We start from the raw sequence: 24265 nt of genomic DNA on the forward strand, positions 1-24265 counted from the left end.
CTGATTCTTGGAATGCTCTGTGCCGACAGGTAGCCTTGCCGGGTGTTTTCGTCCGTGCCCGTGTGGGCTGCGGGCCTATCTAATCAGAGGAATACCATGAACCCGACGGCGCTTTTGCTTGCCGCATTCATCCTGTCGATTGCCGGGCTTTTTGCCTTTATCTGGTCCTTGCGCAAGGGCCTGTTCGATGCTGACGTCAGTGGTGCGCGCACTATTTTTCACAAGGGCGAAATCGGCCAGCCCGAAGAGCCCTCGGCCGATGCTGCCCAACGGCAGGCGCTAAGCCTGGCGGCGGCCGACCATATTGCAGAGAACCATGGTCAGCAAACCAGCGCGCTTGAAATGGCGGCGCGTGAACAGGCCGACCGTTCCAGTTCCATGCCTGCGTTCTTACTGATTGTCTGTGCGGTAGTCTGGCTGGTGGTGGCCTCGTTTGCGGGTCTGATCAGCTCCTTGAAACTGCACTGGCCCGAGTTCCTGGGTGACGTTTCCTGGTTGAGCTTTGGCCGTCTGCGCACGATTCACCTGAATGGCGTGGCATATGGCTGGGCACCCATGGGCTTGTTGGGGCTAACAATCTGGATGTTGCCGCGCTTGCTGCAAACCCCTTTGCTGGGTGGCCGTTTGGTGATGGTGGGCGGTCTGGTCTGGAATGCTGCGCTGGTGGCGGGGATTGGTGCTTTGGCCATTGGCTTGAATGCGGGTTTGGAGTGGTTGGAAATCCCCTGGCAAATCGGTGTGCTGTTCGCCTTTGGCGGCATGATGATCGGCATGCCGCTGGCCTTGATGCTCTCGCAACGCAAGGTCAAGCACTTGTACGTGTCGGTGTGGTACATCGGCGCGGCGCTGTTCTGGTTCCCCATTCTGTATCTGGTCGCCAAGGTTCCTGGCGTGCACTTTGGGGTGGAGCAAGCCACCATGAACTGGTGGTTCGGGCATAACGTGCTGGGCTTGTTCTATACCCCCATGTCGATTGCCGCTATTTACTACTTCCTGCCCAAAGTCATTGGACGCCCTGTGCGCTCCTACAACTTGTCGCTGCTGGGTTTCTGGACCTTGGCATTCTTCTACGGACAGGTCGGTGCGCACCATTTGATTGGTGGTCCTATCCCTGAATGGCTGATTACCTTGTCCATCGTGCAAAGCGTGATGATGGTGATTCCGGTGCTGGCCTTCTCGGCTAACCAGCACTTGACGCTGAAAGGCCATTTCAGTGCGCTGCGCCATTCGCCCGTTCTGCGTTTCATCGTCTTTGGCGCCATGATGTACACCGTTGCGTCCCTGCAAGGTTCTGCTGAAGCCTTGCGTTCGCTGAACTCCATTACGCACTTCACGCACTTCACGGTGGCTCATGCTCATCTGGGTATGTACGGCTTTGTGACCATGGTGATTTTCGGTGGAGTGTACTTTGCCTTGCCTCGCATTCTGAACACGGCCTGGCCCCGTCCTGCCTTGATCTCCTGGCACTTCTGGCTGGTGGTGGCTGGCTTTGCCGTGTACATGATCACGCTCAGCATTGGTGGCGTGCTGCAAGGTTTGGCCTTGCTGGATCCTGCCCGTGGTTTTATGGAGTCGGTGGCAGTCACCATGCCCTGGTTGCAAGGCCGTTCTATTGGCGGCGCCATGATGACGCTGGGCCATCTGGTCTTTGCCCTGCACGTACTGCTGATGATTGTGAAGTCGGGTGCGTTTGCCTTGACCGAGTCCCGCTCGGCTGCAGTGCGCCGTACCGCTGAGCTGGAGGTTTAAGGACATGGAAAACGAACTGAAGTTGATTATCGGGTCCATGGTGACCTTGTCTCTGGCAACGGCGGCCATGATTGTGGTGCCGTTTCTGCAGCTGAAAGACGAGCCTGCCCCGGAAGGTTTGTTGCCTTATAGCAGTCAGGAAATACGCGGTCGGGCGGTGTATCGGGGCAATGGCTGCATTACTTGTCACACGCAGCAGCCCAGTACAACGGGCGCGGGTGTGGCGGATGCCAGCCGTGGTTGGGGGCGCGCTTCGGTGGCAGGGGATTATCACTACGACGATCCGCCTTTGCTGGGCACCATGCGTACCGGGCCGGATCTGTTCAATATTGGTGTGCGTCAGCCTAGTCAGGATTGGCATTTGGGGCACTTGTACGACCCGCGCGCTTACTCGCCGGGCAGCAATATGCCTCCCTATCGTTTCTTGTTCGAGGCCAAAGACCCGGATCAGGTACAGCCTGATGAGCGTGTGGTGAGCCTGCCGCCAGGTGTGGCACCGGAAGGCAAGGTGGTGGTGGCTCGTCCGGAGGCTTTGGATCTGGTGGTGTATTTGCAGTCGCTCAAGCATGTGTATCCGATCTTGAGTGCGGATGCCGTGGGAGGTGAGGAATGAGTCGCCCTGTGCAAAGTCGTCAAAGCGAGAATGCAGATCCTCACGAGCAGTACAACCCGGTTCCGCGCGTAGTGATTCTGGTGATTTTGGCCTTGCTGGCCTGGGCGGTGTATTACATCGTCTCGGCTCAGCCCAACAGCTCTCCGCATTTGGGGGATCAGCGTCCTTTGGCGGTTCTGGCTCCTGCGCCTGGCAGTGCATCTGCGGATGGTAAGCAGTTGTATGCCAATGCCTGTGTGGCGTGTCATCAGGCGACGGGGCAAGGTTTGCCAGGGGTGTTCCCGCCTTTGGCGGACTCAGAGTGGGTGAAGGGTGACCCCAAGGTACTGGCGCAATTGGTGCTGCAAGGGGTTACGGGAGCTATCACGGTGAAAGGTCAGGAATATCAGGGGGCGATGCCTGCATTTGCAGAGCAGTTCAGTGATGCGGAGCTGGCGGCTGTGTTGAGCTTTATTCGCCATGAGTGGGGGAATGAGGAGGATGCCATTACCCCCGAGTTTGTTGCCCAGGAGCGGGCTGCCAGTGGGGATCGTAGTCAGCCTTGGCAAGGGGAGAAGGAACTGTTGGAGTGGATTGCGGCGCATTGAGGTGGCTGCGATGAGTTCTTCTGGAATTAATAATTAGAAGCACGTTTTGAAACGGTAGTACGCCGGGAACAGGCCCCCGGCTTTTGAACCGATATCTCGCCCGACCCCAGGGTTGGAGATGTCGGTTTTTTTTTGTTGGGTGTCTCGGTGTGGGGACGCCGCTTGGGGGCCGGGTCCAGGGGGGCGGGCTTGACTACTTGCCGATGCTGCGCATCGGTACCCTTGTCGATTCTGATATCCGGGCGCCCTGTGAACTCGCCCGGTGATTGGTCCCCCGGACCAATCACAAGCGTCGGGCTCAAACAGCACAGGGCTTGCATCCCGGATATCAGAACCGCCTGCGGCAAGCAGTCTGAATCGCCCCCCTGGACCCGGCCCCCAAGCGGCTCACAACGGAGAAATATAAAAAACCGATTTGTGGCGGAAGGAAGTGCTGGTTGTAGCGCGGACGGGGGGCTGTCTAGTGTTTTTGGGTTTGGTGCTTGGTGGGGCCAGGGCTTGTGGTTGGCCGAGTTGTTGTGATGAGTTGAAGGGCTACTGCGATTGGGCGGAGTGCGGCCAGTTGAAAAAGCCCAAAAGTATTCAGCAATGATAATTAGCATGCCTGCAGTATTCACACGCTGATGACAGGTATCGATCTGTAGCGAGAGCTCGTAAATCAGTAGTTTTTAGAAGGGCGCTTTGAGGGTTGCCGCTTAAGAATAAAGATCTAGGCATTGAGATCTGTCCATGCCGTGCCTGGATTTGGGAAGCAAACCGACTTGAATCGTGGATATGTATCACTGTGAACCACTTGGGTCCCTCTGCAGGGATTGGGCGGATCAGAGTACTTGCCGCGGGCAGGAGATAGCGTAGGGGGGCAAGCATCCTGCTGTTTGAGCGGGGCGCTTGTGGTTCGTCCGGGGGACGAACCACCCCGCGAGTTCAGGATGCGCCCGTAGCTATCTCCTGACTAGGGCACCGGTGCGCAGCACCGGCAAGTGCTCAGCCCAATCCCTGCAGAGGGACCCAAGTGGTGGCTTCACGGAGACCGATCTCATCATTCAAAGACCGATTTAACTCTCCGTGAAACCCCACTTATAAAAAGCAGACTTACGCCGCCTTCTTCCGTAATGTCAGCCACAGACCCGCCAAGATAGCCACCAGTCCCAGCCCTGCGCGAGCTGCCAAGGTATTCCCCAGAATCAGGAAATCCAATCCCGCCGTCACCACAGGAACCAGATAAAACAGGCTAGTGACATTGACCAGATTCCCGCTGCGAATCATGCGATACAGCAGTAACTGGGCCAGTACGGAAATCACCAGACCAAGCCAGACCACCGGTCCCCAAAAGCCCAATGTGTTCTCCCAGCGGATTTCTTGTCCCAAACCCAGGGACGCAAGAATAAACAAGCCCAGAGACAAGGAATACTGCAAAGGCATTCCTTGCAAAGCCCCCACGGGCTGACGCTTTTGAACAATGGTCCCCACAGTGATGCTCAACAAAGCAGCAATTGCAAATACCAGACCCATCACGGACAAACGGCTGACAATCAGGCTTTGATACACCACCAGAATCAGTCCTGTCAGCGATAGTGCCAAACCGGCCACACGGCTCAAAGAAAAACGCCGCTCGGTCAAAGCCAAGGTCAGAATTGGCTGCACACCCAGGATCGTCGCCAGCAGACCCGGTGTGATCCCTTGAGCCAGGGTTTCAAAATAGAAAAACGAATACAGCCCGATCATCAGCAAACCGCTGATAGCTGGCAGCAGACGTTGCCCTTTGGGCGGCAGCCAGCCGCCATTGAAGTGCCCCAGCATGATCACCATAGGTAGGGCGATGGCAAAACGCAGGATCAGCATGGCCATAACCGAGCCATGATCCAAACCGATACGCGTGAAAATACCCGCGCTGCCCCAAAGCAGTACGAACAAGGCAATAGCACCCGCTTGGGCGCGAGAAGAAGAAATCATGATGTTCTTTATCTGTCTAAATAAATTAGGTTTGTCTGCAAAGACATTCCAGGCGCATCAATGGCGCAGGAAAAGAAAAAGAGGTCTTAGGAGCAGACGCTGTAGACGCGAGTGTCGACGACGACGTCGGACACGACAGCGGCTTGATTGACGACGCCTGGGGCGACGACAGTCAACAGCAAGACAGATGGAGGGGAGCCCGCCCGCAGCGACGCGGCCCGCGACAGGGGCAGAGCGCTTGGCAAAGAGGATGCGGGGCGGTTCATGAAATAAGAATCAGATCGTTAAATCGATGAAATACTGTAGCACAAAATATATTTAGGACGCCAATAGTCAGCCGCTAGGGTAATCGCTAGTACAGACGATAGAGCAGGCTATGTAAGAATTGCACCGATCGCGATTTCAGATCGCTGCGACATTTCCGAATAGACACGACATCCGCTGCCAATGCTGCCAGCGCCGATGCCGGGCAAAAAGGCCCAGACCGGTTCAATGCTTGAACCGGTCTGGGCCTTTTTGTTTGCCTGAAATAAATCCGACCTCGTAGTTAGGTTGCGAACTATCTGGAATCCTGCTTCGCGGCACGATGCCATCGCGATACACAGAGCTCACGCAGCGTCAGCAATATCTGACGCCAGCCAGGCCGGAATCGTCACCTTGTTTTGGAGGCTTATGCCATGTTGGGTGTTGCGCTTTTCTTTATTGGGGCTGTGCTGATTGTGAATGGCGTGGGTTTGACTGGACGTATTGAAAGTCGGGACCTGGCCCCCTTTAACTTGCTGGTGGGGCTGTTGGCCCTGTTCATCAATTTGCTGGGCTTGCAGCGCGGCGAGCAAATGGCGGATTACTTTGCCGTTGCTGGTGGGCTGCTGTTTGCCTTCACCTATCTGTATCTGGCTGTGGTGCAGTGGTATGGGCTGAAAGGAGTGGGTTTTGGCTGGTATTGCCTGTTTGTTGCCATCAGCGCACTGGCCTTTGCCGGTTCTGTCAGCGATCCGCGTTTGATCGCCATGTGGCTCTTGTGGTCCAGCCTGTGGTTTCTGTTTTTCCTGGCCTTGGGACTGGGACGATCCTTGCGTATCTTGCCTGCGTATACCGTCCTGATCGGGGCCTTGACCTGCTGGTTGCCCGGCACCCTGATCATGATGGATGCCTGGTAGTTTTCATAGGAGTGCAAGCGTGGTGGGGAGCCAGAGTAATGCAGTTTTTTGGAGTAACCTGATGCTCGCTCGTAGTGTTTACCGGCAGGTCCGTCGACCTGCGCCCCTACCATGCTAGACAGGAGATGGACTTTGGCTCACAACGAACCCGTACGCGTCGGCGTTCTTTATTCCGCAACCGGCATGACCTCTACCATTGGTCAGTCGCAATGGCAGGGCACCAAACTGGCGATTGAGGAAATCAACGAGGCCGGTGGCCTGCTGGGGCGTGAACTGGTGGCGGTGTGCTACGACCCGGCGTCCAGGCCCGCTTGCTACGCTGAACAGGCCGAGCGGTTGATTGTGCAGGACCGCGTCAATGTGATCTTTGGCTGTTATATGTCCAGCAGCCGCAAGGCCGTGATCCCGATTGTGGAGAAGTGGAACAAGCTGCTGTTCTATCCCACCCTGTACGAAGGTTTCGAGTTTTCGGGCAATGTGATCTATACCGGCGCGGCGCCCAATCAGAACAGTGTGCAGCTGGCGCATTTCATGACCAGCAATTTTGGCGCGCGGGTCTACATGATTGGCTCGGACTATATCTACCCCTATGAGTCCAATCGCATCATGCGCGAGCTGGTCATGCAGCATCCCGATAGCAACGTGCTGGGCGAACACTATCTGCCATTGGATGCCAGCGAGAGCGATTACAGCCTGATCATGGAAGACATACGCCAGAAGCAGCCGGACTTTATTTTCTCCACCGTGGTGGGGGACTCCACTGCCAATCTGTATCGCGCTTATGCCAATGCGGGCTTTAATCCGCAAACCATGCCCATTGCCAGTTTGACGACCTCCGAAGCCGAGATTGCCCAGATGGGCGCGGAAATTGCCTGTGGACACTTCACCGCTGCACCGTATTTTCAGTCCATCGAGTCGGAAGTCAATGCGCGTTGTCTGGCCAGTTTGCGCAAGCGCTTTGGGGCCGACTGCCACCCTAATCTGTGCTGGGAAGCTGCCTATTCACAGATGCATTTGTTCGCCAATGCGTATCGACAATCCGCCAGTGATGCGATCGGAGATCTGCTGCCCTACCTGCTGGGCAGTGAACTGGATGCGCCTCAGGGGCGGATCAAGATCGATCCCAATAATCACCATACTTGGCTTTATCCACGGATTGGCCGCATCAATGCCGACGGCGAATTTGCGATTGTGCGCCAGGCAACGCGCCCGGTCTCGCCCGACCCGTATCTGGTTACCCATTCCTTGGGCGACTGGACTGCCAAGCTGGATACTTTGGAGACATAAAGCGTGGCCAACTCCTCTTCCTACGGTGATGAGCCGGCAAACAAGCCTTTGCGAGTGCGGAATCGTTTTCCGCATGCCACCTCGCCGCAGCTCAAGGAACTGCGGCAATTGACGATGGTGGTCATGCATCCGGACGATAGCGATGGCCGCTTGCTGACCCAGCAACTGCAGCGTATCGGGTGTTCGGTCCAGACGATCTGGCCACCCACGCAAAACCTGCCTTCAGGAACGGATCTGGTCTTTCTGGCCGTGCAGCCTGATCTTTTGCACCTGCGCCTGGATTGGGTCTGCGAGGAGGAAGCACCCACGATTATTGCCGTGGTCAATTATGAAAACCCCACGATCGTGTCGGCCGTACTGGATTTGAATATTCAGGCGATCCTGCCTTCGCCCATACGCTCTTTTGGCTTGTTGTCCACCGTGGTGCTGGCGCGTAAATACCATAAAGAACTGCGCCAGCAACGTCGGCTGATCAGCAAGCTGCAAACCAAACTGATGGGGCAGCGGCATGTGGCGCAAGCAAAGACGATCTTGATGCGTACCCATCAGGTGTCCGAGGACCAGGCCTACGATTTGATTCGTGAGCAGGCCATGAACAAGCGCAGCACGATTGAGGATATTTCGATTGCCATTGTGAATGCCAGTGAAGTGCTGTCCCTGGGGCAAAAAGGTTCGTCCTTGCGGGGGAACTAGCCAGGTGTTTTGGCCAGGCTGAGCTGCGGTGGCTGGCTAGAGCAGGCGCGTGATTGAAGTGGTAGGCATAGGCTTGCTTGGTAAAGAGAAAAAGGCAGAAACACTACCCGTTTTCATTCCTCCTACAATAGCGATTTTCTAGAGTACGCCGCTGCCCCAGCGTAGAGATAATGAGCCATCAGGAATATGAACAGCCCCGGTCTGCCCTTGCGGTGACATCAGAGCAGCGCGCTGCCTGGGTGCAACTGCAAAAAGACCGTGATCAGCTTCACGAGCAATTAGAGACTCTGAACCGTGGCCACCTGGATTTGAGGAAATTCTTGCTCAAGGCCAAGCGCAATAATTGGATTGCCTGCACTTTAGTGGTGATTTTTACCGCGCTTGGCTGGTTGCTGGATGCATCGGTCTGGCTGCGTTGGTATGTATTGCCGATTACGTTTTTCTGCTGCGCCTTGTTGTGGTTTGGCGGAAAGCTGCTGGATCGGCTAATGCAAAGCAAGATTGCGAATCTATCCGAGTTTTTGCAACAGACGGATGCACAAATAGAAAAGGGGCGGCCTATCTTCGAGACAGACCACCCCCAATCCGATCAAGCTTGAAGTTACTCAGTGGAGCTTGGTGTCGCCACTCCCCAACCCAAGGCCTGATACAAGGCAATTACATTCAGGTACGAGCCGGTTTCGGCAATCGCCAGTTCTTGCCGGGTCTGGTTCAGGCTGCGCTGATTTTCCAGCACTTGCTGATAGGCACCGGCTCCCACCTCATAACGCGTCAAGGCACGCTCATGGGCATTTTCCAGATGTGACGCCGCTCGAGTCAGGCTAAGCAGGCTTTCCTGATGTTGAGTCAGCCGTTGCAAAGAGCCCTGAATTTCTTCCTGAGCTTGCAATAGCACTTGTTGATAGTGCAGACGTGATTCATCGGCCACCGCCTCCATGCCACGCAAGCGCGCTTTGGCATGGCCCAGGCGCAGGGCAGGCCATTGCATGGCAGGTGAAACATCAAAGGCACGGGCAGCATGGCCCAGGTCGCTACCTCGCAAGGCAAAAAAGCCAATAAAGCCAGCCAGATCCAGGCGGGGGTACAGCTCGGCGGTGGCGGCGGCCACTTCGTGCGAGCTGGCCAGGATTTCCTGCCGGGCGGCGCGTACGTCAGGCCGGTTGAACAGCATGGCGTTCACATCACCTAACGGCAAGGAAGCGGCCAAGGGTGCCTTGGCACTGGGCAACGGCGTATCAATGCTCCCGGCTTGCCCGCCGCTTAGCACCTGGATGCGCAAACGAGCCAGCTCCAGGTCGCTGCGCAGTTGGGGCACCAGGGTTTTGGCGCGCTCAAGACCAGCCTGGGCATTGTCCAGATTCTCCGGCAATTCCCGACCCAGCGAAACGCCAGCCTGCACCAGCCTGAGTGTATGCTCCCAGCTGCGTACGTCATCCTCAGCCAGAGCCAGTTGCCGTTGCAAACCTTGGGCTTGCACGTATTGGCGTGCCAGTTCAGCCGCGATAGCCTGGCGAGTCAGATCAAGTTGGTCTGCACTGGCCTCGCTGCGAGCCTGCGCAGAACGGGCCAGTTGCTCCAGACGACCGAACACATCGATCTCCCAAGTGGCCTGCATGCCAAGGCGCCAGTTCTCGGTAATACCGTGATCAATGGAGCCATCGGGCGCGGCAAATTGTGAACCGCTACGGTTGTAGCTGGCGTGGGCCGTGATGGCGGGTAGACGGTCGTGTTGGCGCTCGTCGATCAGGGCGCGGGAGGCCCGCCAGCGGGCCTGTGCCTGGGCAATATCCAGGTTGTGGTCCAGGGCCTTGGCAATCAAGGCGTTCAGTTGCGGGTCTTGCAGCAAGGTCCACCAGTTTTCGCGTTGCTCGGTGGCTTGAGCGAACTGGCTGTTCCAGTTGGTGTCGGCCAAGCTTGGAGCGGTGGGAATGGAGGTGTCCAGCCCCACAGCGCAACCGCTCAGGATCAGGCTGGGGATCACCAGTCGCAGAGCACGCGCCACAGGCGCTAGCCTGTTTGATAGTTGTGGCGTCATGATGAGTGTTCTCCAGTCGAAGGGCGCAGGGCTTGCGCCAGATCGCGCGCCCGCGGGGTGTCTGCTTGATGGGCGTGATCACGCGCCAGCAAGGTATACAAAGTCGGCAAGATAAACAGGGTGAATACTGTGCCGATCAACATGCCCGAGACCAGCACCACACCCAGGCCAAAGCGGCTGTTAGCACCCGCACCGGAGGCAAACAGCAGAGGCACCAGACCAAAGACCATGGCCCCGGTTGTCATCAGCACAGGGCGCAAACGAATGCGGGCGGCTTGCAAGATGGCTTCGGGCTTTTTCAGGCCCTCTTTGAATTGCAGTTCATTGGCAAACTCCACCATCAGAATGCCGTGCTTGCTGATCAGGCCGACCAGCGTTAACAGACCTATCTGGGTGTAGATGTTGAGCGTGCCAAATCCCAGGGCCAAAGGCAGCAGGGCACCGCACAGGGACAAGGGCACCGTCACCAGAATGATGATGGGGTCCACCAGGCTTTCGTACTGCGCGGCCAGCACCAGATAAATCACCACCAGCGCAGCCAGGAAGGCCCACACCAGAGACTGACTTTCCTGGGTGAATTGGCGCGACTCCGATTGCCAGTCATGCGTGAATCCTGCGGGCAATTGACGGGCGATGTCGTCCAGATAGCCCACCGCTTGACCCAACGTGACGCCCGGTGCTGGAATGGCTTGCAGCGTGGCCGAGTTTTGCTGGTTGAATTGGCGCAGGCTGTTGGGTTCCACTTCGCTGTGGATTTGGACCATGGCCGACAAAGGCACCAGCTCGCCATTGGCGCTGCGTACAAACTGACGTGTCAGTGCTTGAGCTGTCAGGCGCAGTTCACGCTGGCTTTGTGGAATCACGTCATACGAGCGACCATCCAGCGAAAAGCGGTTCAGGTAATTCTCGCCCACCAGCACGGCCAGGGAATCAGCAATATCTCGCAGACTAATACCCATGCTGGCCGCTTTGCTGCGGTCAATTTCCACGCGGGAAACGGGCTTGTTGTAGTCCAGATCGCTGTCTACCACGACGAACAATCCGCTTTCACGGGCTTGCTGTTTGACCCACTCCATCGTGTCGTACACCGTGCGGTAGTCGCCGGGGCTGCGCAGTACCAGTTGAACCGGCAGACCGCCGCTGGAACCGGGCAAGGGGGCAAGCTGGAAGGCGAAGATACTGCTGCCGGGAATCGCGCTGACACGTCCTTGCAGCTCACCCTGTACGGCGCTGGCATCGCGCTCGCGCTTGCTCCAGTCCTTCAGGTTGATCCCGCCAAAGCTGGCAGCCGGGCCGTCTGTCCCCACAATCAACCAGGTGCTTTCGGTTTCGGCCACTTCACGATACGTGTCATCCAGCAGCTTGCCGTCGCGCTCGGCATAGGCCAGGTTGGCATTTTGCGGAGCTTTCACGGCTGTCAGCACGCTGGCCTGATCTTCAATGGGAGCCAGCTCACTGTGCGTCATTTGATAGAGCACGGGCAGGCTGATAAAGACCAGCAAGGCCATGGCGCCCGTGATCCAGCGATGGCGCAAGGAGCGGGCCAGCAATCGACCGTAGCGGGCCGACAGACCACCAAAGAAACTCTCTGCCAGGTGCGCCATGCGACCTTCATCTTGCTGTGAGGGCAGTAGCAAGGAACTCATCACTGGGGACAAGGTCAAGGCCACGACCCCGGATACCAGCACGGCACCGGCCAGCGTCAGGGCAAACTCTTTGAACAGTGCTCCAGTCAGGCCACCCATCAGCCCAATCGGGGCATAGACGGCGGCCAGGGTCAGGGTCATGGCGATCACTGGGCCGGCCACTTCACGTGCGCCCAATAAAGCCGCCACCACGGGTGAGCGTCCGGCGGCAATGTGACGGTGTACGTTTTCAACCACAACAATCGCATCGTCCACTACCAGTCCGATAGCCAGCACCATGGCCAGCAAGGTCAGCAAATTGATGCTGAAACCAAAGGCCAGCATCAAGGCGGCTGCTCCCAACATGGACAAGGGAATGGTAGCCAGCGGAATCAGCACGCTGCGGAAAGAACCCAGACACAGATAAATCACCAGCACCACGATAATCATGGCTTCGGTAAGGGTCTTGAGCACCTCATCAATCGAGGCCTGGATGAAGCGGGCGGTTTCAAAAGCCAGGGCCACTTCCACGCCGGGAGGCAAGGTGGCCTCAATGGCTGGGAGGCGATCACGAATGCCTTCCACAATCCGCAAGGGGTTGCCGCCGGGAGTGGGGAACAAGCCCAGGTGAATCGCGGGCAGGCCATCCATCAGGGCGCTGGTTTCCGTCGCTGCTGCTCCCAGCTCTACCTTGCCTACGTCGCGCAGTCTAACCAGAGAGGTGCCGTCTTCGCGCACGATCAGGTCCTGAAATTCGGCCACGCTGGTCAGGTCCGAATTGAGCTGAATATTGCTCAAGACATGCTGGCCTTTGACCATGCCGGGGGCGGCCTGATAGTTGTTGGCACGCACAGCCTGGGCAATATCGGCAGCTGTCAGTTCATAGCCCGCCATGCGGTCCGAGTCCAGCCACAGTCGCATGGCCAGTTTTTGACCACCAAAGGTCTGGATTTTCGCCACGCCATCAATCGTGGAGAACATAGGCTCCACTACGCGGGACAGATAGTCATTCAGTTCCGGGATGGAGATTGACGTCGTGGAAAAGCCTACATAGGCCACCGCAGTGGAGTCCCCGGAGGAACGTTCCACAACCGGGTCATAGGCGCCTTCAGGCAGGCGGTAGCGCACCTGGCTGACCTTGCTCATGACTTCGGTCAGGGCCTGGGTAGAGTCGCGGTTCAGCTCCATGCGCAGGGTCACGACACTGCGGCTTTGCACGGAGTTGGAAGACAGGTAATCCACCCCTTCCACCGAGGCCAGAGCCTGGGCGATGGGCTGGGTGACAAAGCCTTGCATCAGTTGTGCAGAGGCGCCGGGGTACTCGGTGGTAATCGTGATGGTGGAGTTCTCCAGCAGGGGATACTGCCGGATGGGCAGCTTGTCCAAAGAGAACAGCCCCAACATCAGGAGCAAGGCGCTGACCACCAGGGCAAGTACCGGCCGACGAACGAACAAGTCGGTAAAGCCGGGACGGGAGGTGGTGTTCATACGGGCTCCTTGTCCTTGGCGGTTTGTACTGTGGAGCCGTCCTGAATCTTGATCTGGCCGGCGCTCACAACCTTGTCGCCTTCTTTCAAGCCATCAATGATTTCGACACGCTCATCCCATTGCTCGCCAGTTTGTACGGCCACGCGCTTGACCTGCCACAGACCCTGATCCGTGGGGGAGGCCACAAACACGGTCTGGCCGTAGGCGGTGTAGGTCAATGCGGTTTCGGGCACGGTCAGGACGGGCGCTTCGGCGGGGCGCTTCAATTGAGCACGGGCGTACATCCCCGCTTTCAGGCGATTGTCGGGGTTGGGCAGCAGCGCTTGCAGGCGTATGGTGCGCGAATCACCAATCAAGGGATCGATGGCGCTGATTTCAGCCTGGAAGTTCTCGCCCGGCCAGGCGTCCACCTGTACGTGCAGTGTCTGGCCCACCTTCAGATCCGGCAGGCTTTGCTCTGGCACGGTCAGGTTCACACGCAGTTGACTGTCATCGACCAGGCTGGCGATGGCTTGGCCGGGTTGCAAGTAGTGGCCCTGATGCAAGCTGGTGATACCGATGCGACCCGAGAAGGGGGCGGCAATCTGTTTCAAGGCCAGTTCAGCGCGTTGATATTGCAGTTGGGCCTGGGCCACAGCGTGATCGGCCTGGGCTTGATCCAACTGCTCCTGGGTAGCGGCTTGCTGTTCCTTCAGCTTGCGTACACGGGTGAGCTGAATGGCGGCCTGTTTGACCTGTGCCTGCTCGCGGCGCACGCTGGCTTGTTCCAGTTCGTCATTGAGCAAAACCAGTGGCTGGCCTGCCTTGACTTGCTGTCCGGAGGTGAAATCAATCTTGCGAATACGGCCGCTGGTCTCTGCACTGAGCAGCACTTGCTGCCAGGCTTCCAGTGCACCGACGGCATGCAAAAGACGAGGAGCGGTCTGGGACTCGACGCTGGATAGTTCGACGACGGCAGGCGGATAGGCTCCCCCTGCTTGAGCTTCTTGCGAGGCTGGCAGCAAACGCCAGCCTATGGCCAATACGCCGGCCAGAACGGGAATCATGATCCAAGTACGACGCGAACTCATGCTGCCGACCCTCCTGTCAGGGAAGAGGGCCACAAAGGCTGTTTGTTGGGAAGAGTCCAGCCGAATCGCTGATCACTTTGCGACCAGTCTTCGGGTTTGAAGTAGGTGGCTGACACAAGCTGGGCTTGCCGTAACCATGACAGAGGTCCGGCAAACAGAATCCAAATGAGGGGAGGCATGGCAGGTTCCTGTGACAACAAAGAGGCAGCCAACATGGCTTGCCTTAATTAGGTACCTGGACTATAAAACCTCAAGTTAACTTGAGGTCAAGGGGTATCAAGATGGCAAAAACATTGGATTTCAGTCGTGCCTTGACGGTGGGGGAAGTGGCCAAACGCAGTGGTGTCCCTGTCTCGACCGTGCATTTTTATGAAGCCAAGGGCTTGATTGCCAGTACCCGTAATAGCGGGAACCAGCGTCGTTTTGATTCGGTGGTTTTACGCTACATTGCGATCATCAAAGTAGCGCAGCGTACCGGGATTCCTCTGGAGGAAATCCACGAGGCCTTGCGTGGTTTGCCACCGGGCAGCAAGCCATCGAGCAAGCAATGGCGAGCCATGTCCAGCCGTTGGCAGGCCAGTTTGAATGATCGTATTGAGCAGTTGACGCGACTGCGCGATGAGCTGACCCACTGTATTGGCTGTGGGTGCTTGTCCATGAGTGAGTGTCCCTTGCGTAATCCGGCCGATATTCTGGGCCAGCAAGGGCCCGGTCCCCAGATTCTGGAAAGAAAACTGGAGACCGGAACAGAGGCTTAGCTCGGGTCGGGCGACTGCGCGTACAGCGCGGTGGCTTCGGAAGTGACCAGGGACTGATAGCGCTCGAAGTGGTTCAGGATGTCGTTAATGACCTGACTGGAGGACAGGCCCATCAAGTCATAACCCCGACTGCCATCGGCAAAGACAGTACGCACTTGCCATTCTTGAGGGCGAGCCTGTTCGTTGCGTGCTGCTGCCGCGGTAAAGCTGGCAACCCGACGAGCGCGCAACTCGACGCCATAGACAAAGTTACGCTGGTTGTCGGCCTGAATGGTCAGTTGGGCCGTATCCTGCTCGCTGGTCTCCAGGCTGACATTCAGATTGCGTTTGCCCAGCTCGTCGGCCACGGCCTGCAAAGCGGGAACCACGGTTTCACCCATGAAGCGCCGGGCATCGCGTTGGTTGGGCGTGTGCAGGATCGTCGAGAGGCGTCGACGCCAGGACACTTCCGAGCCGGGAGCCGGGCCGGACATGGGGCCTTGACGACGCAATCGTGACATATCTGCCTTCATGCCTTTGAACAGCCCCAGGATCAACAAGAACATGATGATGGCAAAGGGCAGGGCGCTGACCAGCGTGACGGTTTGCAAGGCTGTCAGACCACCGGCCAGCAAGAGCAGGGAGGCAGCGGTGCCTTCCAGCGCGCACCAGTAAATGCGTTGCCAGACTGGAGCATCTTCCACCCCACCGGCGGCCAGGGTATCGATAACCAAAGAGCCCGAGTCGGCCGAGGTCACAAAGAAAATGGCTACCAGGATAATTGCCAAAGTCGAGGTTACATTGGACCAAGGCAGGTATTCCAGGAACTCGAACAGGGCCACGGATGCATTCGCGGCAGCATCCTGGGCTAGTTGGCCTGCCGCCACACCCATATCCAGGAAGATGGCGGTGTTGCCAAAAACGGTCATCCAGAAGAAGGTGAAGACGGTGGGCACCAGCAAGACGCCCAGTACGAATTCACGTACGGTGCGGCCACGCGAGATGCGGGCGATGAACATGCCGACAAAGGGCGACCACGCGATCCACCAGGCCCAGTAAAACAGGGTCCAGGCTTTCATCCAGCTTTGCCCGCGGAATGCTTGTGTACTAAATGAGCGTGCAAAGAAGTTATCGAGATAACCGCCGATATTCTGTACAAAAGCATTCATCAAAAAGGCTGTGGGGCCCACGGCGAGCACAAACAGCATCAAGGCAATGGCAACCAGCAAATTCAGTTCGGACAGGCGGCGAATGCCAACATCCAGTCCACTGACAACAGATAAGGTAGCCAGTGAGGTAACCACCACAATCAGGACAATTTGCAGCCAGGTTTCCTGCGGCCAGCCAAATAAATGCTCCAGACCGGCATTGATTTGAAGTACGCCCAAACCCATGGAGGTAGCAATACCAAATAGCGTGCCGCACACGGCAAAAATATCCACGCTATCGCCAATCCAGCCTTCAATACGCTTGCCAAATAAGGGATACAGGCCCGAGCGGATGGTTAAAGGCAGGTTGTAGCGAAAGCAGAAGTAGGCCAGCGACAAGCCAACGACCGCATAGACGGCCCAGGCGTGAACGCCCCAGTGAAAGAAGGTGATGATCTGCGCCTGATGGGCGGCTTCCACTGTGCTGGCCAGGCCCGAGGGCGGGGCCGAGAAGTGTTGCAGTGGCTCGGCCACAGCAAAGAACATCAGGCCAATCCCCATACCGGCAGCAAATAGCATCGCCATCCAGGTGAGATAGGGGTAATCAGGCTCCGAGTCGTCCGGCCCTAATTTCAAATTGCCGTAGCGGCTTAATGCCAGATAGACGACGGCAAAGAAAAACAGGGCCACAGCCAGGATATAGAACCAGCCGAAACTTTTGATGACCCAGTTTTGTAACTGCTCAAAAATAAGTGCGGCGTCTTTAGGGAAAATAATCCCGATCAGCAAAAAGACCAGGACGATAAAGGTAGATCCCCAGAACACCCGTGGATGTAGCGTGCTTTTAAAAGGCAGCCCCATGTCATGCTCCGTTTGTAACTAAGAGGGCACAGCTTAACGAGAACGACTGCCGGTTGAAAGGTTTGTTAGATTAGGAAATATTTGCTCAGGCTCGGAAAGGATCTATTGGCAAAATTAATTCCTGATGTCCGGCCTGGCGGGTCAACTCCAATTGATGCAGCACACTGGCACTGGCCGTATGCACCGCAGAATGCAGGTCTGCACCCAAAATAAGATGGGCCAGCAAGGTGGAGGCAAACAGGTCTCCGGTACCTTTGGCGGCACAATCCACGCGCGGATGGCTAAGCAGGGTGTCGGCACGCGGCTCCTTGCGAGACATCAATAATTTGATCTGACCATCCTGCCAGGAGTCGGGGGCGGCACTGGTGGCAATGACCCATTCGGTCCGGCCATTTAGCAAGGCGTGCGCGGCGCTGGAACTGCCCTGGATGGTGTCGCAAGGCTGTTGGGACAGCAAGGACAGCTCGTAATTATTGGGGGTCAGGCCCGTGGCCAGCGGCAGCAAGGTTTCGTGATAGGCGGGGATCAGTGCCGGGTCTACGTAGACGCCTACATCCAGATCACCCATGACCGGGTCCACTATCACCAGAGTGTCAGGGTGCTCTTGCAGCAACGCTTTTAACCAGCGTGCAATGATGACGGCCTGGTTGGCGCTGCCCAGATAACCGATCAGGACAGCGCGTACCTTGTCCAGCGCACCGCGCAAGACCAGATCATTCAGAAAGCCTTCCAGCCATTCATCGGGGACAGCGCCGCCGTGCACCGTGGGGTATTGCGGGTTGTTGCTGAGCAACACGGTGGGAACGGCGGCCACTTTAAAGCCGTGTCTACGCAAAGTCGGGCCGGCAACATTGTTGCCCACCCGACCGTAGACGACTTGCGACTGAATCGAAACGACATCCACATGGTAGGGATGTCGTTCACGATCGACGAACGTTACAGCAGCAGTGTTCATGCAGCGCAATCAGCGGAACTGGCCTGTTTAAGTTGGCTGAGCCAGCTGGTCAGGACCGTAGCGGCAGCGGCGTGCAGGCGTTTTTGTACCGCCATGGCTTCCAGACGCAGCATTTGCGGATCGATATCAGCTTGTCCCAGTTCGTTGGCATGACCAACCAGCCAGCGTTCCAGTTTGCTGGTGTCGGCTTCCAGGTGAAATTGCAGGCCCAGTACTTGGGTTCCGAAGGAGAAGGCCTGATTGGGGCCTACGTCCGTGCTGGCCAGGTGAATGGCTCCGTCTGGAATATCGAACTGATCCCCATGCCAGTGCAGGACGGGAATGCCGCTAACGGCGGCCAGGGGCGATTCTTTGCCCGCTTCGCTCAGTTTCAACGGAGAGAAACCGATTTCTTTCACACCCAGGGGGTAGACATTGGCACCCAGGGCGCGCGCAATCAGTTGTGCGCCCAGGCAAATGCCCAGCAAAGGTTTGCCTGCCAGCAAGAACTTGTTGATCAGTTCCAGCTCATCAGACAGGAAGGGGTAAATCTTTTCGTCGTAGGCGCCGATTGGCCCGCCCAATACAACCAGCAGGTCAGCGTCCTGTTCACCCACGTGACGCAGTGACTCGACGGAAGGGTCAATGTATTGAACTTGGTAGCCCTGTTCGATCAGAACAGGCTCCAGTGTGCCCAAGTCTTCAAAATGGATATGACGCAGTGCGATGACTTTCTTCATAAGAGGTTCTTTCAATCCAGATGGTAAGGATGTCAGCTCGTGGTACCGATGTCTACATTAATGGCACCCGATAAGGGGAAGGTGCAACATGCCAGTGCATGGCCCTGGGCCTTGTCCTGGTCGCTCAGGCAAAAATCCGGTTCAGAGCGGTACTCGCCCTCCGAAATCTGTACCCGGCACGCGCCGCAAATACCCGAGCGGCATTGACTACGAATAGGCACATCGGCGGCCTCCAGCATTTCCAGCAAGCTGCTGCCCGGTTCAGGCGAGAGCGTTTGCCCGGTGCTGCGTACATTGATTTGCAAGGGCGCGCTGTCTGCTTCAGGCAGGATTTCCACGCCGGAACTGGCGGGCGGGGAAAAAGCCTCGATCAACATGTGCGAGATGGGGTGAGCCTGAAGGGTGTATTCGCGCAAGGCCTGGGCAAAACCGTGGCTGCCGCAAATCACGACGGCCTGTGGGTCTTTTAACTGCTCCATATTTTCAAAAGAGGGGCGACCCACTTTGAAATGAGCGCTTTCGCGAATCTTTTCCTGCGTGACAAACACGGTCAGCGTGAACCAGCTGGTGCCCAGGTCCAGCTGCAGCAGCTCGTGCAGGAAAGGAATGTCGGCAATACGGGCAATACTGAGCAGCAAATGTACTTGTGGTACAGGCAAGCCGTCCTGGGCTCGCGTCGCCAATTCACGCAGCAAGGCAATGGGCAGGGTAATGCCAATGCCGCCTGCAATCATGGCGATACGCTGGTAACCCACAATGGAGTGCACCGAGATTTCACCCGCCACATATTGCAGGGGCACACTCATGCCCTCGCGCAAGGTGGCGTGCAAGTGATCGGAAACACTATTGCGCCCCGACCCTTTCACGGCAATTTCAATCAGGTCTGGATCGGCCATACGAGTGATCGAATACATACGCTGTTGAATGGTGCCGCCGGTATCGGGGTAGCTCAGGGCGACGTGCTTGCCTGCCTGCAAGGCTTGCAGAAAATCAAAATGGCCGCCCTGCACCCGCAAGGTAAACACTTTGACGTTTCCGGCCTCGGGGCGAACGGTCTCGCAGCGCGCCTGAATCATGGCTGTCATTGCAGCGCCTCCTGTTGTTCGGCCTCGGCAGGAGCCTTGCCGGACTTGCTGTTCAGGCCAATGCGTTCGATCAGGCTTTCTACCGAGCCGGTGTACACACCAATTTCGTTGGAGTCGCCGGTGTCGTGCAAGATGTCGCGAGCATTGGGGAAGTTCACCATGGAGAAGACTTTTTCCCAAGCGCCCATTTCATTGTTGGCGAACATTTCTACGGTGCGCAAAATAACGGCGCGCATATGCTCGCGCTCTTTCTGGCTCAGTCCGTGAATGATGTCCGACGCAACAAAGCTGAACACGCTGGAGTGGCTCCACTCGTCCATGGCATGGGTGCGGGTAACTTCATGGCACACGGTCTGGATGCTCTTGTCCTCGGCCATGGTCTTCAGGTAGTCGGTAATCAGGGTCTCGGACGCGCAGGCAATGGCAAAGCGGGTCAGACGACGCTCGGATTCGGAACCGCATTGGCTCAGGATGTCATTGCGCCACTGCACCAGGTTGAAATTGGTGAAATCCAGGGGCGTCAGACCACGCATGGAGTAGATGTAGTTGCAGGCCATGATGGACATGCGAGTGTGCAGGGCCTCGTCCAGCAAGGCCTGGGACATCACGTCTTGCAGCAGATTGCGGTTGGCGCTTGGGGGCGGGGTCTTGATGATGTCTTCGCAAGAAGGCGTGACCACGTTGCACTCAACGTAAATGGTCTTCAGGTTGTAAATGCCCCAGGCGTAGGACAAGCACTGCGATTTCAATTCTTCAGGAGCTTCCAGCCATGCCTGATGCCCGCGAAAAGGCAGCAGGCATTCACTGAAATCGGCCTTGTTGGGATCGAAAGCCAGATTGTTGTAGTCCGGCAGTTCCTGATTCACGGCAGCCCGGTTTTTCCAAAGTACAGACAGCTTTTGCAGCATATTCCGTACGGCGTCATCAGTTTCGTAGCTTTTGATTGTCATTTCAAACTTCCTTGCTGTTGATTGCGATCTGTTCGAAATGAACAGGTCGTTTCTTTACTCCACCTATCTTTATTTCCAAATGGAAATTCGCAGGCTTAAAAGGATTTGCCGATTCTTATGGACAAGGCCCAAAAAAATCCCGTTGCCGGGTTTCTTGAGCCGTGGGGATCAGCGTGGTTGAACTGCCGTTAAAGCAATGGCGTTTCCTGTAGTCGTGGGAAAACTGGGGATGTGTTTATCGTGTACAGATTGAAAAAGGTGATAATCTGCTTGAACGTTTAGAAGTACGGGCGTTGAGTATTCGTTGGCTGCATTCTAATGATCCTATGACAATAAATGACAGACCATTTCAAGATCATTTGACAGACCACTTAATGATAAAAATTTGAATCTTGTTTTAATTCTTGACCAGGATGATCGGGATTGGCGTTCTCTCTGTGTTTCAGAGGGTTTTTAATTCTTTATGCTTTGAATTTTTATTCAAATAACAATAATTAAAAGTGGTCTGGTGTGTTAATTTTTAATGGACTGTTTTATAGATCGATAAACAGAATAGGATGTTTATCTTTCGCCCTTGGAGTTCGTGCGTCCAGGGCAGCACTTTTGCCTGGTATCGGGCAATGAGCCACGACCCTATCGTGGCCAATCTCTAAACAGGAACTCCCATGAAGAGTCTTGCCGGTGGCGACACCCCCCACCAGCCTCTGGCGGGTTCGCAATTTCTACAGCAAAGTGATCGCAATCTTTGGGACATCATCGAAGCCGAACGGCGTCGTCAACAACACACCATTGAGCTGATCGCTTCCGAGAATTACCTGAGCCGCTCCGTTTTGGACGTGCAGGGCTCCTTGCTCAGCAACAAGCAGGCGCAAGGTTATCCTGGGCAACGGATTTACGGCGGGTGCGAACAAGCCGATCAAACCGAAGATCTGGCTATCGAGCGGGCCAAGTCGGTTTTTGGGGCCTCTTACGCCAATGTGCAGGCGCACTCGGGCAGCCAGGCCAATCTGGCGGTGTACCTGGCCTTGCTCTCGCCGGGCGACACGATTCTGGCGCTGGATCAAAGTGCGGGCGGGCACCTTAGCCACGGTTCGCATTTCAATGTGTCCGGACGCTGGTTTCAGACCTGCTCGTACGGAGTGGATCGTCAGACGCAATGGGTCGACATGGACGAGGTTCGTGCCCTGGCCCACAAGGAACGGCCGCGGTTGATCATTGCCGGAGGTTCGTCCTATTCACGTACGCCAAATTTTGCCGAGTTCAGGAATATTGCCAACGAGATCAACGCTTATTTGATGGTGGATTTGGCCCACGGCGCGGGGCTGGTGGCGGCAGGTCTGATGGAGTCACCCGTCAAACATGCCCATGTCACGACCTTCTCCACGCATGGCACCTTACGCGGACCGCGTGGTGGGATTATCTTGAGCAATGAGCCCAAGCTGGCCGAGCGCTTGAGCCAGGCCGTATATCCAGGGCTGCAAGGCGGACCTTTGCTGAACATTCTGGCCGCCAAGGCGGTGGCTTTGGGTGAAGCGATGAGCCCATCCTATAAGGCCTATGCCCAGTCCGTCATCATCAATGCGCGCAGCCTGTGTCGCCGCTTGTCCGAAGGTGGGCTGACGGTGGTGTCAGGGGGAACAGACTGTCATTTTGGTGTGGTGGATTTGCGCCCTTGGGGCCTTTGCGGGCCTTTGGTTGAGCAGGTTCTGGCTCAGTTGGGCATTAGCTTGAGCAAACACCGTGTGCCGTATGAGCAAGCCTCTGGCGCCTATTCGGGGGTACGGGTCGGCAGTGCCGCCTGTACGACTCGCGGTTTGGGTGAAGATGATTTCAAGGAAATTGGCGACATGATTCTGGCCTTGCTGGGCGGGGTGCGCAGTGGTTCGCGCAATCCCCGCACCGAGAATGCCATTTTGGAAGGGGTCGCAGACCTGAACCGGCGATACCCCTTGATGTACTGATTTTTCCCGGCTCAGCCTTTGCCCTGACGCAGAGCGTTGGCCAGACGCAACATGGCGGACTCGATCTCGTAGGCGGTCAGGGAGGCATAGCCCAGCAGCCAGCCCTGTTGTTTTTCTTCACCAATGTACAGACGGCTCAAACCCGGCAGTTGAACGCCAGCGCTCAAGGCGCGGCGCAGCGTGTGTTCTTCTGACCAGCCCGGCTCCAGAAAGCAGGGAATCTGCAAACCGCCTTCAGGTCGGGCCGCACGAACGATTCCTTGCAAGTGCTGCTCGATGGCTTCCAGCATGATCTCCCGCCGCCCGGCATACAGCTTGCGCATAGCGCGAATATGCGAGTTGTAATGTCCGTCCTCCATAAAACGCGCCAGCGTCAGCTGCAGGATTTGCGGTGTGTGACCATCCATGATGCTGCGTGCCTGGGTGAAGGGTTTGACCAGCTCGGGTGGCAGGGCCATATAGCCCATGCGCAGGCCCGGATACAGGGTTTTGCTGAAGGTGCCCAAGTAGATTGTGCGTTGGTATTTATCCAGACCCTGCACACACGCCGTGGGTAAGCCGTCGTAATGAAATTCACTGTCGTAGTCGTCTTCCATAATCCAGCGGCCATTTTCAGCCGCCCAGTGTATGAGCTCCAGACGACGTTCCAGGGACATGGTGGCCCCGGTGGGGTACTGGTGCGAGGGTGTCACGTAAATGCAGTTCGCGCCGCTGCGATCTTCATTCAGCAGATCGGTGCGCAAGCCTTGCTCGTCCACGCCAATCGGTACGACACGAGCCTCGGCCGCTTCAAAGGCTTTGCGGGCGCCGAAGTAGCCAGGATTTTCAACCAGAATGGGTTTGCCAGCATCGACCAGTAATTGCGCGCACAGGAACAAGGCCTGGCGCGTGCTGCTCAGAATCAAAATTTGATCGGCCGAGACCTTCGCACCACGCTCCAGATTCAGGTACACGGCAATCGCTTTACGCAGGGACTCGGTGCCTTGCGGATCGCCATGCAGCAGGATGTTGGCTCGATAGTCTTTCATGGCCTGACGCTGCAGGCGTTCCCACACATCGGTGGGGAAGTTGCGGGTTTCCGGCAGGCCAGTGGCAAAGGCCTTGATGGTCTGTTGATCGGCAATGCCGCCACTTTCAAACACGGCGCGACCCCGACGGCTCAAGCCCGTACCGGGTTCCATTACGCTGCGTTTCAGATCCTGGGCTTTGATGCGGCGATAGGCACTGCCGCGCAGCTCCGTGCCGACCGACTCGGAAACATAGCTGCCCGAGCCCTCGCGCCGCACGATAAAGCCGTCGCGATGCAGTTGAACATAGGCGTTTTCAACCGTATCGCGGGCCATGCCCAAGGATTTGGCCAGCGAGCGTGTGGCAGGCAGCTTGACCCCCGGACCCAGCGCGCCATCCAGAATCAACGCCCGCAAGGCACGCTGAATGCGTTGGTGAAGATCCAGGGATTGAAGTTCGTCATCGTTAAGACGCATCTTCAAGGTGTCCAGTTCAAACGAACGCGTCATGCGGTCTGCTCCAGAGAATATTAATGGTCTGACTAGTCAGACCATTGTGCTCGTAGACTTGATTGTCATTGC

At 56.8% G+C, this 24265-nt stretch carries 19 protein-coding genes; 9 read left to right on the forward strand and 10 right to left on the reverse strand.

The features are described 5' to 3' along the window. The first annotated feature begins 96 nt into the window (after positions 1–96). Genes ACU6HM_RS00335 through ACU6HM_RS00345 form a run of 3 tightly spaced genes read left to right on the forward strand, consistent with a single transcriptional unit; the run spans position 97 to position 2949 of the window. The gene (locus tag ACU6HM_RS00335) at positions 97–1749 is read left to right on the forward strand and encodes a cbb3-type cytochrome c oxidase subunit I (protein ID WP_026484662.1); all 1653 of its coding nucleotides are present in this window, start codon (positions 97–99) and stop codon (positions 1747–1749) included. A 4-nt stretch (positions 1750–1753) separates the two neighbouring features. After that, positions 1754–2362 (forward strand): cbb3-type cytochrome c oxidase subunit II, encoded by a 609-nt coding sequence (locus ACU6HM_RS00340; RefSeq protein ID WP_336971121.1) that lies wholly within the window; start codon positions 1754–1756, stop codon positions 2360–2362. Further along, positions 2359–2949, forward strand: coding sequence for a c-type cytochrome (locus tag ACU6HM_RS00345; protein WP_446763221.1), 591 nt, complete (start codon positions 2359–2361; stop codon positions 2947–2949). Before ACU6HM_RS00340 ends, ACU6HM_RS00345 begins: the two co-directional genes overlap by 4 nt. Positions 2950–4041: 1092 nt before the next feature. On the opposite strand, the gene ACU6HM_RS00350 is transcribed toward ACU6HM_RS00345, so the two are convergent. Then, a complete protein-coding gene (locus ACU6HM_RS00350; RefSeq protein WP_009459353.1) occupies positions 4042–4902 on the reverse strand; it encodes a DMT family transporter in 861 nt (286 codons plus the stop codon). 677 nt (positions 4903–5579) lie between these two features. On the opposite strand from ACU6HM_RS00350, the gene ACU6HM_RS00355 reads away from it, so the two are divergent. The 4 genes from ACU6HM_RS00355 (at position 5580) to ACU6HM_RS00370 (ending at position 8641) form a co-directional block, all read left to right on the forward strand. Further along, positions 5580–6062, forward strand: a complete 483-nt coding sequence (locus tag ACU6HM_RS00355) for an AmiS/UreI family transporter (protein WP_250755995.1) — start codon at positions 5580–5582, stop codon at positions 6060–6062. A gap of 111 nt (positions 6063–6173) precedes the next feature. Then, positions 6174–7349: a transporter substrate-binding domain-containing protein gene (locus ACU6HM_RS00360; protein WP_051359123.1), complete on the forward strand. Its 1176-nt coding sequence runs from the start codon at positions 6174–6176 to the stop codon at positions 7347–7349. Between the two features lie 3 nt (positions 7350–7352). Beyond that, positions 7353–8042: an ANTAR domain-containing response regulator gene (locus ACU6HM_RS00365; protein ID WP_009459347.1), complete on the forward strand. Its 690-nt coding sequence runs from the start codon at positions 7353–7355 to the stop codon at positions 8040–8042. 170 nt (positions 8043–8212) lie between these two features. Then, positions 8213–8641, forward strand: coding sequence for a hypothetical protein (locus tag ACU6HM_RS00370; RefSeq protein WP_021446941.1), 429 nt, complete (start codon positions 8213–8215; stop codon positions 8639–8641). 2 nt (positions 8642–8643) lie between these two features. On the opposite strand, the gene ACU6HM_RS00375 is transcribed toward ACU6HM_RS00370, so the two are convergent. The 3 genes from ACU6HM_RS00375 to ACU6HM_RS00385 are packed head-to-tail and all read right to left on the reverse strand — an operon-like array spanning position 8644 to position 14260. Then, entirely contained in the window at positions 8644–10077 is a 1434-nt protein-coding gene (locus ACU6HM_RS00375; RefSeq protein ID WP_254498913.1) for an efflux transporter outer membrane subunit, read from the reverse strand. After that, positions 10074–13190: a MexW/MexI family multidrug efflux RND transporter permease subunit gene (locus ACU6HM_RS00380; RefSeq protein ID WP_446763222.1), complete on the reverse strand. Its 3117-nt coding sequence runs from the start codon at positions 13188–13190 to the stop codon at positions 10074–10076. Before ACU6HM_RS00380 ends, ACU6HM_RS00375 begins: the two co-directional genes overlap by 4 nt. After that, positions 13187–14260 carry an efflux RND transporter periplasmic adaptor subunit gene (locus tag ACU6HM_RS00385; RefSeq protein WP_446763223.1) on the reverse strand — a complete coding sequence of 358 codons (1074 nt, stop codon included), beginning with the start codon at positions 14258–14260 and terminating at the stop codon, positions 13187–13189. Before ACU6HM_RS00385 ends, ACU6HM_RS00380 begins: the two co-directional genes overlap by 4 nt. A 281-nt stretch (positions 14261–14541) precedes the next feature. Between ACU6HM_RS00385 and soxR the strand changes: the two genes are divergently transcribed. Next, on the forward strand, positions 14542–15018 hold the full coding sequence (gene soxR, locus ACU6HM_RS00390) for a redox-sensitive transcriptional activator SoxR (protein ID WP_446763224.1): 477 nt from the start codon (positions 14542–14544) through the stop codon (positions 15016–15018). Here the strand turns inward: soxR and ACU6HM_RS00395 are convergent. The 5 genes from ACU6HM_RS00395 to ACU6HM_RS00415 all read right to left on the reverse strand — a co-directional run bounded on the left by ACU6HM_RS00395 (position 15015) and on the right by ACU6HM_RS00415 (position 20715). Then, entirely contained in the window at positions 15015–17006 is a 1992-nt protein-coding gene (locus tag ACU6HM_RS00395) for a BCCT family transporter (protein ID WP_009459329.1), read from the reverse strand. The two genes, soxR and ACU6HM_RS00395, sit on opposite strands and share 4 nt — an antisense overlap. Before the next feature lie 85 nt (positions 17007–17091). Beyond that, on the reverse strand, positions 17092–17961 hold the full coding sequence (pdxK, locus tag ACU6HM_RS00400) for a pyridoxine/pyridoxal/pyridoxamine kinase (RefSeq protein ID WP_021446940.1): 870 nt from the start codon (positions 17959–17961) through the stop codon (positions 17092–17094). Next, a complete protein-coding gene (locus ACU6HM_RS00405; RefSeq protein WP_021446939.1) occupies positions 17958–18680 on the reverse strand; it encodes a glutamine amidotransferase in 723 nt (240 codons plus the stop codon). Before ACU6HM_RS00405 ends, pdxK begins: the two co-directional genes overlap by 4 nt. 32 nt (positions 18681–18712) lie before the next feature. Continuing rightward, a complete protein-coding gene (locus ACU6HM_RS00410) occupies positions 18713–19765 on the reverse strand; it encodes a 2Fe-2S iron-sulfur cluster-binding protein (RefSeq protein WP_446763225.1) in 1053 nt (350 codons plus the stop codon). Then, the gene (locus ACU6HM_RS00415) at positions 19762–20715 is read right to left on the reverse strand and encodes an AurF N-oxygenase family protein (protein ID WP_009459326.1); all 954 of its coding nucleotides are present in this window, start codon (positions 20713–20715) and stop codon (positions 19762–19764) included. Before ACU6HM_RS00415 ends, ACU6HM_RS00410 begins: the two co-directional genes overlap by 4 nt. Positions 20716–21380: 665 nt before the next feature. On the opposite strand from ACU6HM_RS00415, the gene ACU6HM_RS00420 reads away from it, so the two are divergent. After that, positions 21381–22676: a serine hydroxymethyltransferase gene (locus tag ACU6HM_RS00420; RefSeq protein WP_446763226.1), complete on the forward strand. Its 1296-nt coding sequence runs from the start codon at positions 21381–21383 to the stop codon at positions 22674–22676. 11 nt (positions 22677–22687) lie between these two features. Here the strand turns inward: ACU6HM_RS00420 and pdxR are convergent, their stop codons facing one another. Beyond that, positions 22688–24193 (reverse strand): MocR-like pyridoxine biosynthesis transcription factor PdxR, encoded by a 1506-nt coding sequence (gene pdxR / locus ACU6HM_RS00425; RefSeq protein WP_021446938.1) that lies wholly within the window; start codon positions 24191–24193, stop codon positions 22688–22690. Between the last annotated feature and the right edge of the window lie 72 nt (positions 24194–24265).

It is taken from the genome of Alcaligenes sp. RM2, from assembly GCF_052931795.1.

Excerpts from the sequence above, each read along its gene's own strand:
- ACU6HM_RS00370 (WP_021446941.1), top strand. The coding sequence starts at position 8,213 with ATGAGCCATCAGGAATATGAACAGCCCCGGTCTGCCCTTGCGGTGACA.
- ACU6HM_RS00415 (WP_009459326.1), bottom strand. The coding sequence starts at position 20,715 with ATGACAATCAAAAGCTACGAAACTGATGACGCCGTACGGAATATGCTG.
- ACU6HM_RS00355 (WP_250755995.1), top strand. The coding sequence starts at position 5,580 with ATGTTGGGTGTTGCGCTTTTCTTTATTGGGGCTGTGCTGATTGTGAAT.
- ACU6HM_RS00405 (WP_021446939.1), bottom strand. The coding sequence starts at position 18,680 with ATGAAGAAAGTCATCGCACTGCGTCATATCCATTTTGAAGACTTGGGC.
- ACU6HM_RS00350 (WP_009459353.1), bottom strand. The coding sequence starts at position 4,902 with ATGATTTCTTCTTCTCGCGCCCAAGCGGGTGCTATTGCCTTGTTCGTA.
- pdxR (WP_021446938.1), bottom strand. The coding sequence starts at position 24,193 with ATGACGCGTTCGTTTGAACTGGACACCTTGAAGATGCGTCTTAACGAT.
- ACU6HM_RS00420 (WP_446763226.1), top strand. The coding sequence starts at position 21,381 with ATGAAGAGTCTTGCCGGTGGCGACACCCCCCACCAGCCTCTGGCGGGT.
- ACU6HM_RS00335 (WP_026484662.1), top strand. The coding sequence starts at position 97 with ATGAACCCGACGGCGCTTTTGCTTGCCGCATTCATCCTGTCGATTGCC.
- ACU6HM_RS00410 (WP_446763225.1), bottom strand. The coding sequence starts at position 19,765 with ATGACAGCCATGATTCAGGCGCGCTGCGAGACCGTTCGCCCCGAGGCC.
- ACU6HM_RS00375 (WP_254498913.1), bottom strand. The coding sequence starts at position 10,077 with ATGACGCCACAACTATCAAACAGGCTAGCGCCTGTGGCGCGTGCTCTG.
- soxR (WP_446763224.1), top strand. The coding sequence starts at position 14,542 with ATGGCAAAAACATTGGATTTCAGTCGTGCCTTGACGGTGGGGGAAGTG.
- ACU6HM_RS00345 (WP_446763221.1), top strand. The coding sequence starts at position 2,359 with ATGAGTCGCCCTGTGCAAAGTCGTCAAAGCGAGAATGCAGATCCTCAC.
- ACU6HM_RS00385 (WP_446763223.1), bottom strand. The coding sequence starts at position 14,260 with ATGAGTTCGCGTCGTACTTGGATCATGATTCCCGTTCTGGCCGGCGTA.
- ACU6HM_RS00380 (WP_446763222.1), bottom strand. The coding sequence starts at position 13,190 with ATGAACACCACCTCCCGTCCCGGCTTTACCGACTTGTTCGTTCGTCGG.
- ACU6HM_RS00340 (WP_336971121.1), top strand. The coding sequence starts at position 1,754 with ATGGAAAACGAACTGAAGTTGATTATCGGGTCCATGGTGACCTTGTCT.
- ACU6HM_RS00395 (WP_009459329.1), bottom strand. The coding sequence starts at position 17,006 with ATGGGGCTGCCTTTTAAAAGCACGCTACATCCACGGGTGTTCTGGGGA.
- pdxK (WP_021446940.1), bottom strand. The coding sequence starts at position 17,961 with ATGAACACTGCTGCTGTAACGTTCGTCGATCGTGAACGACATCCCTAC.
- ACU6HM_RS00360 (WP_051359123.1), top strand. The coding sequence starts at position 6,174 with ATGCTAGACAGGAGATGGACTTTGGCTCACAACGAACCCGTACGCGTC.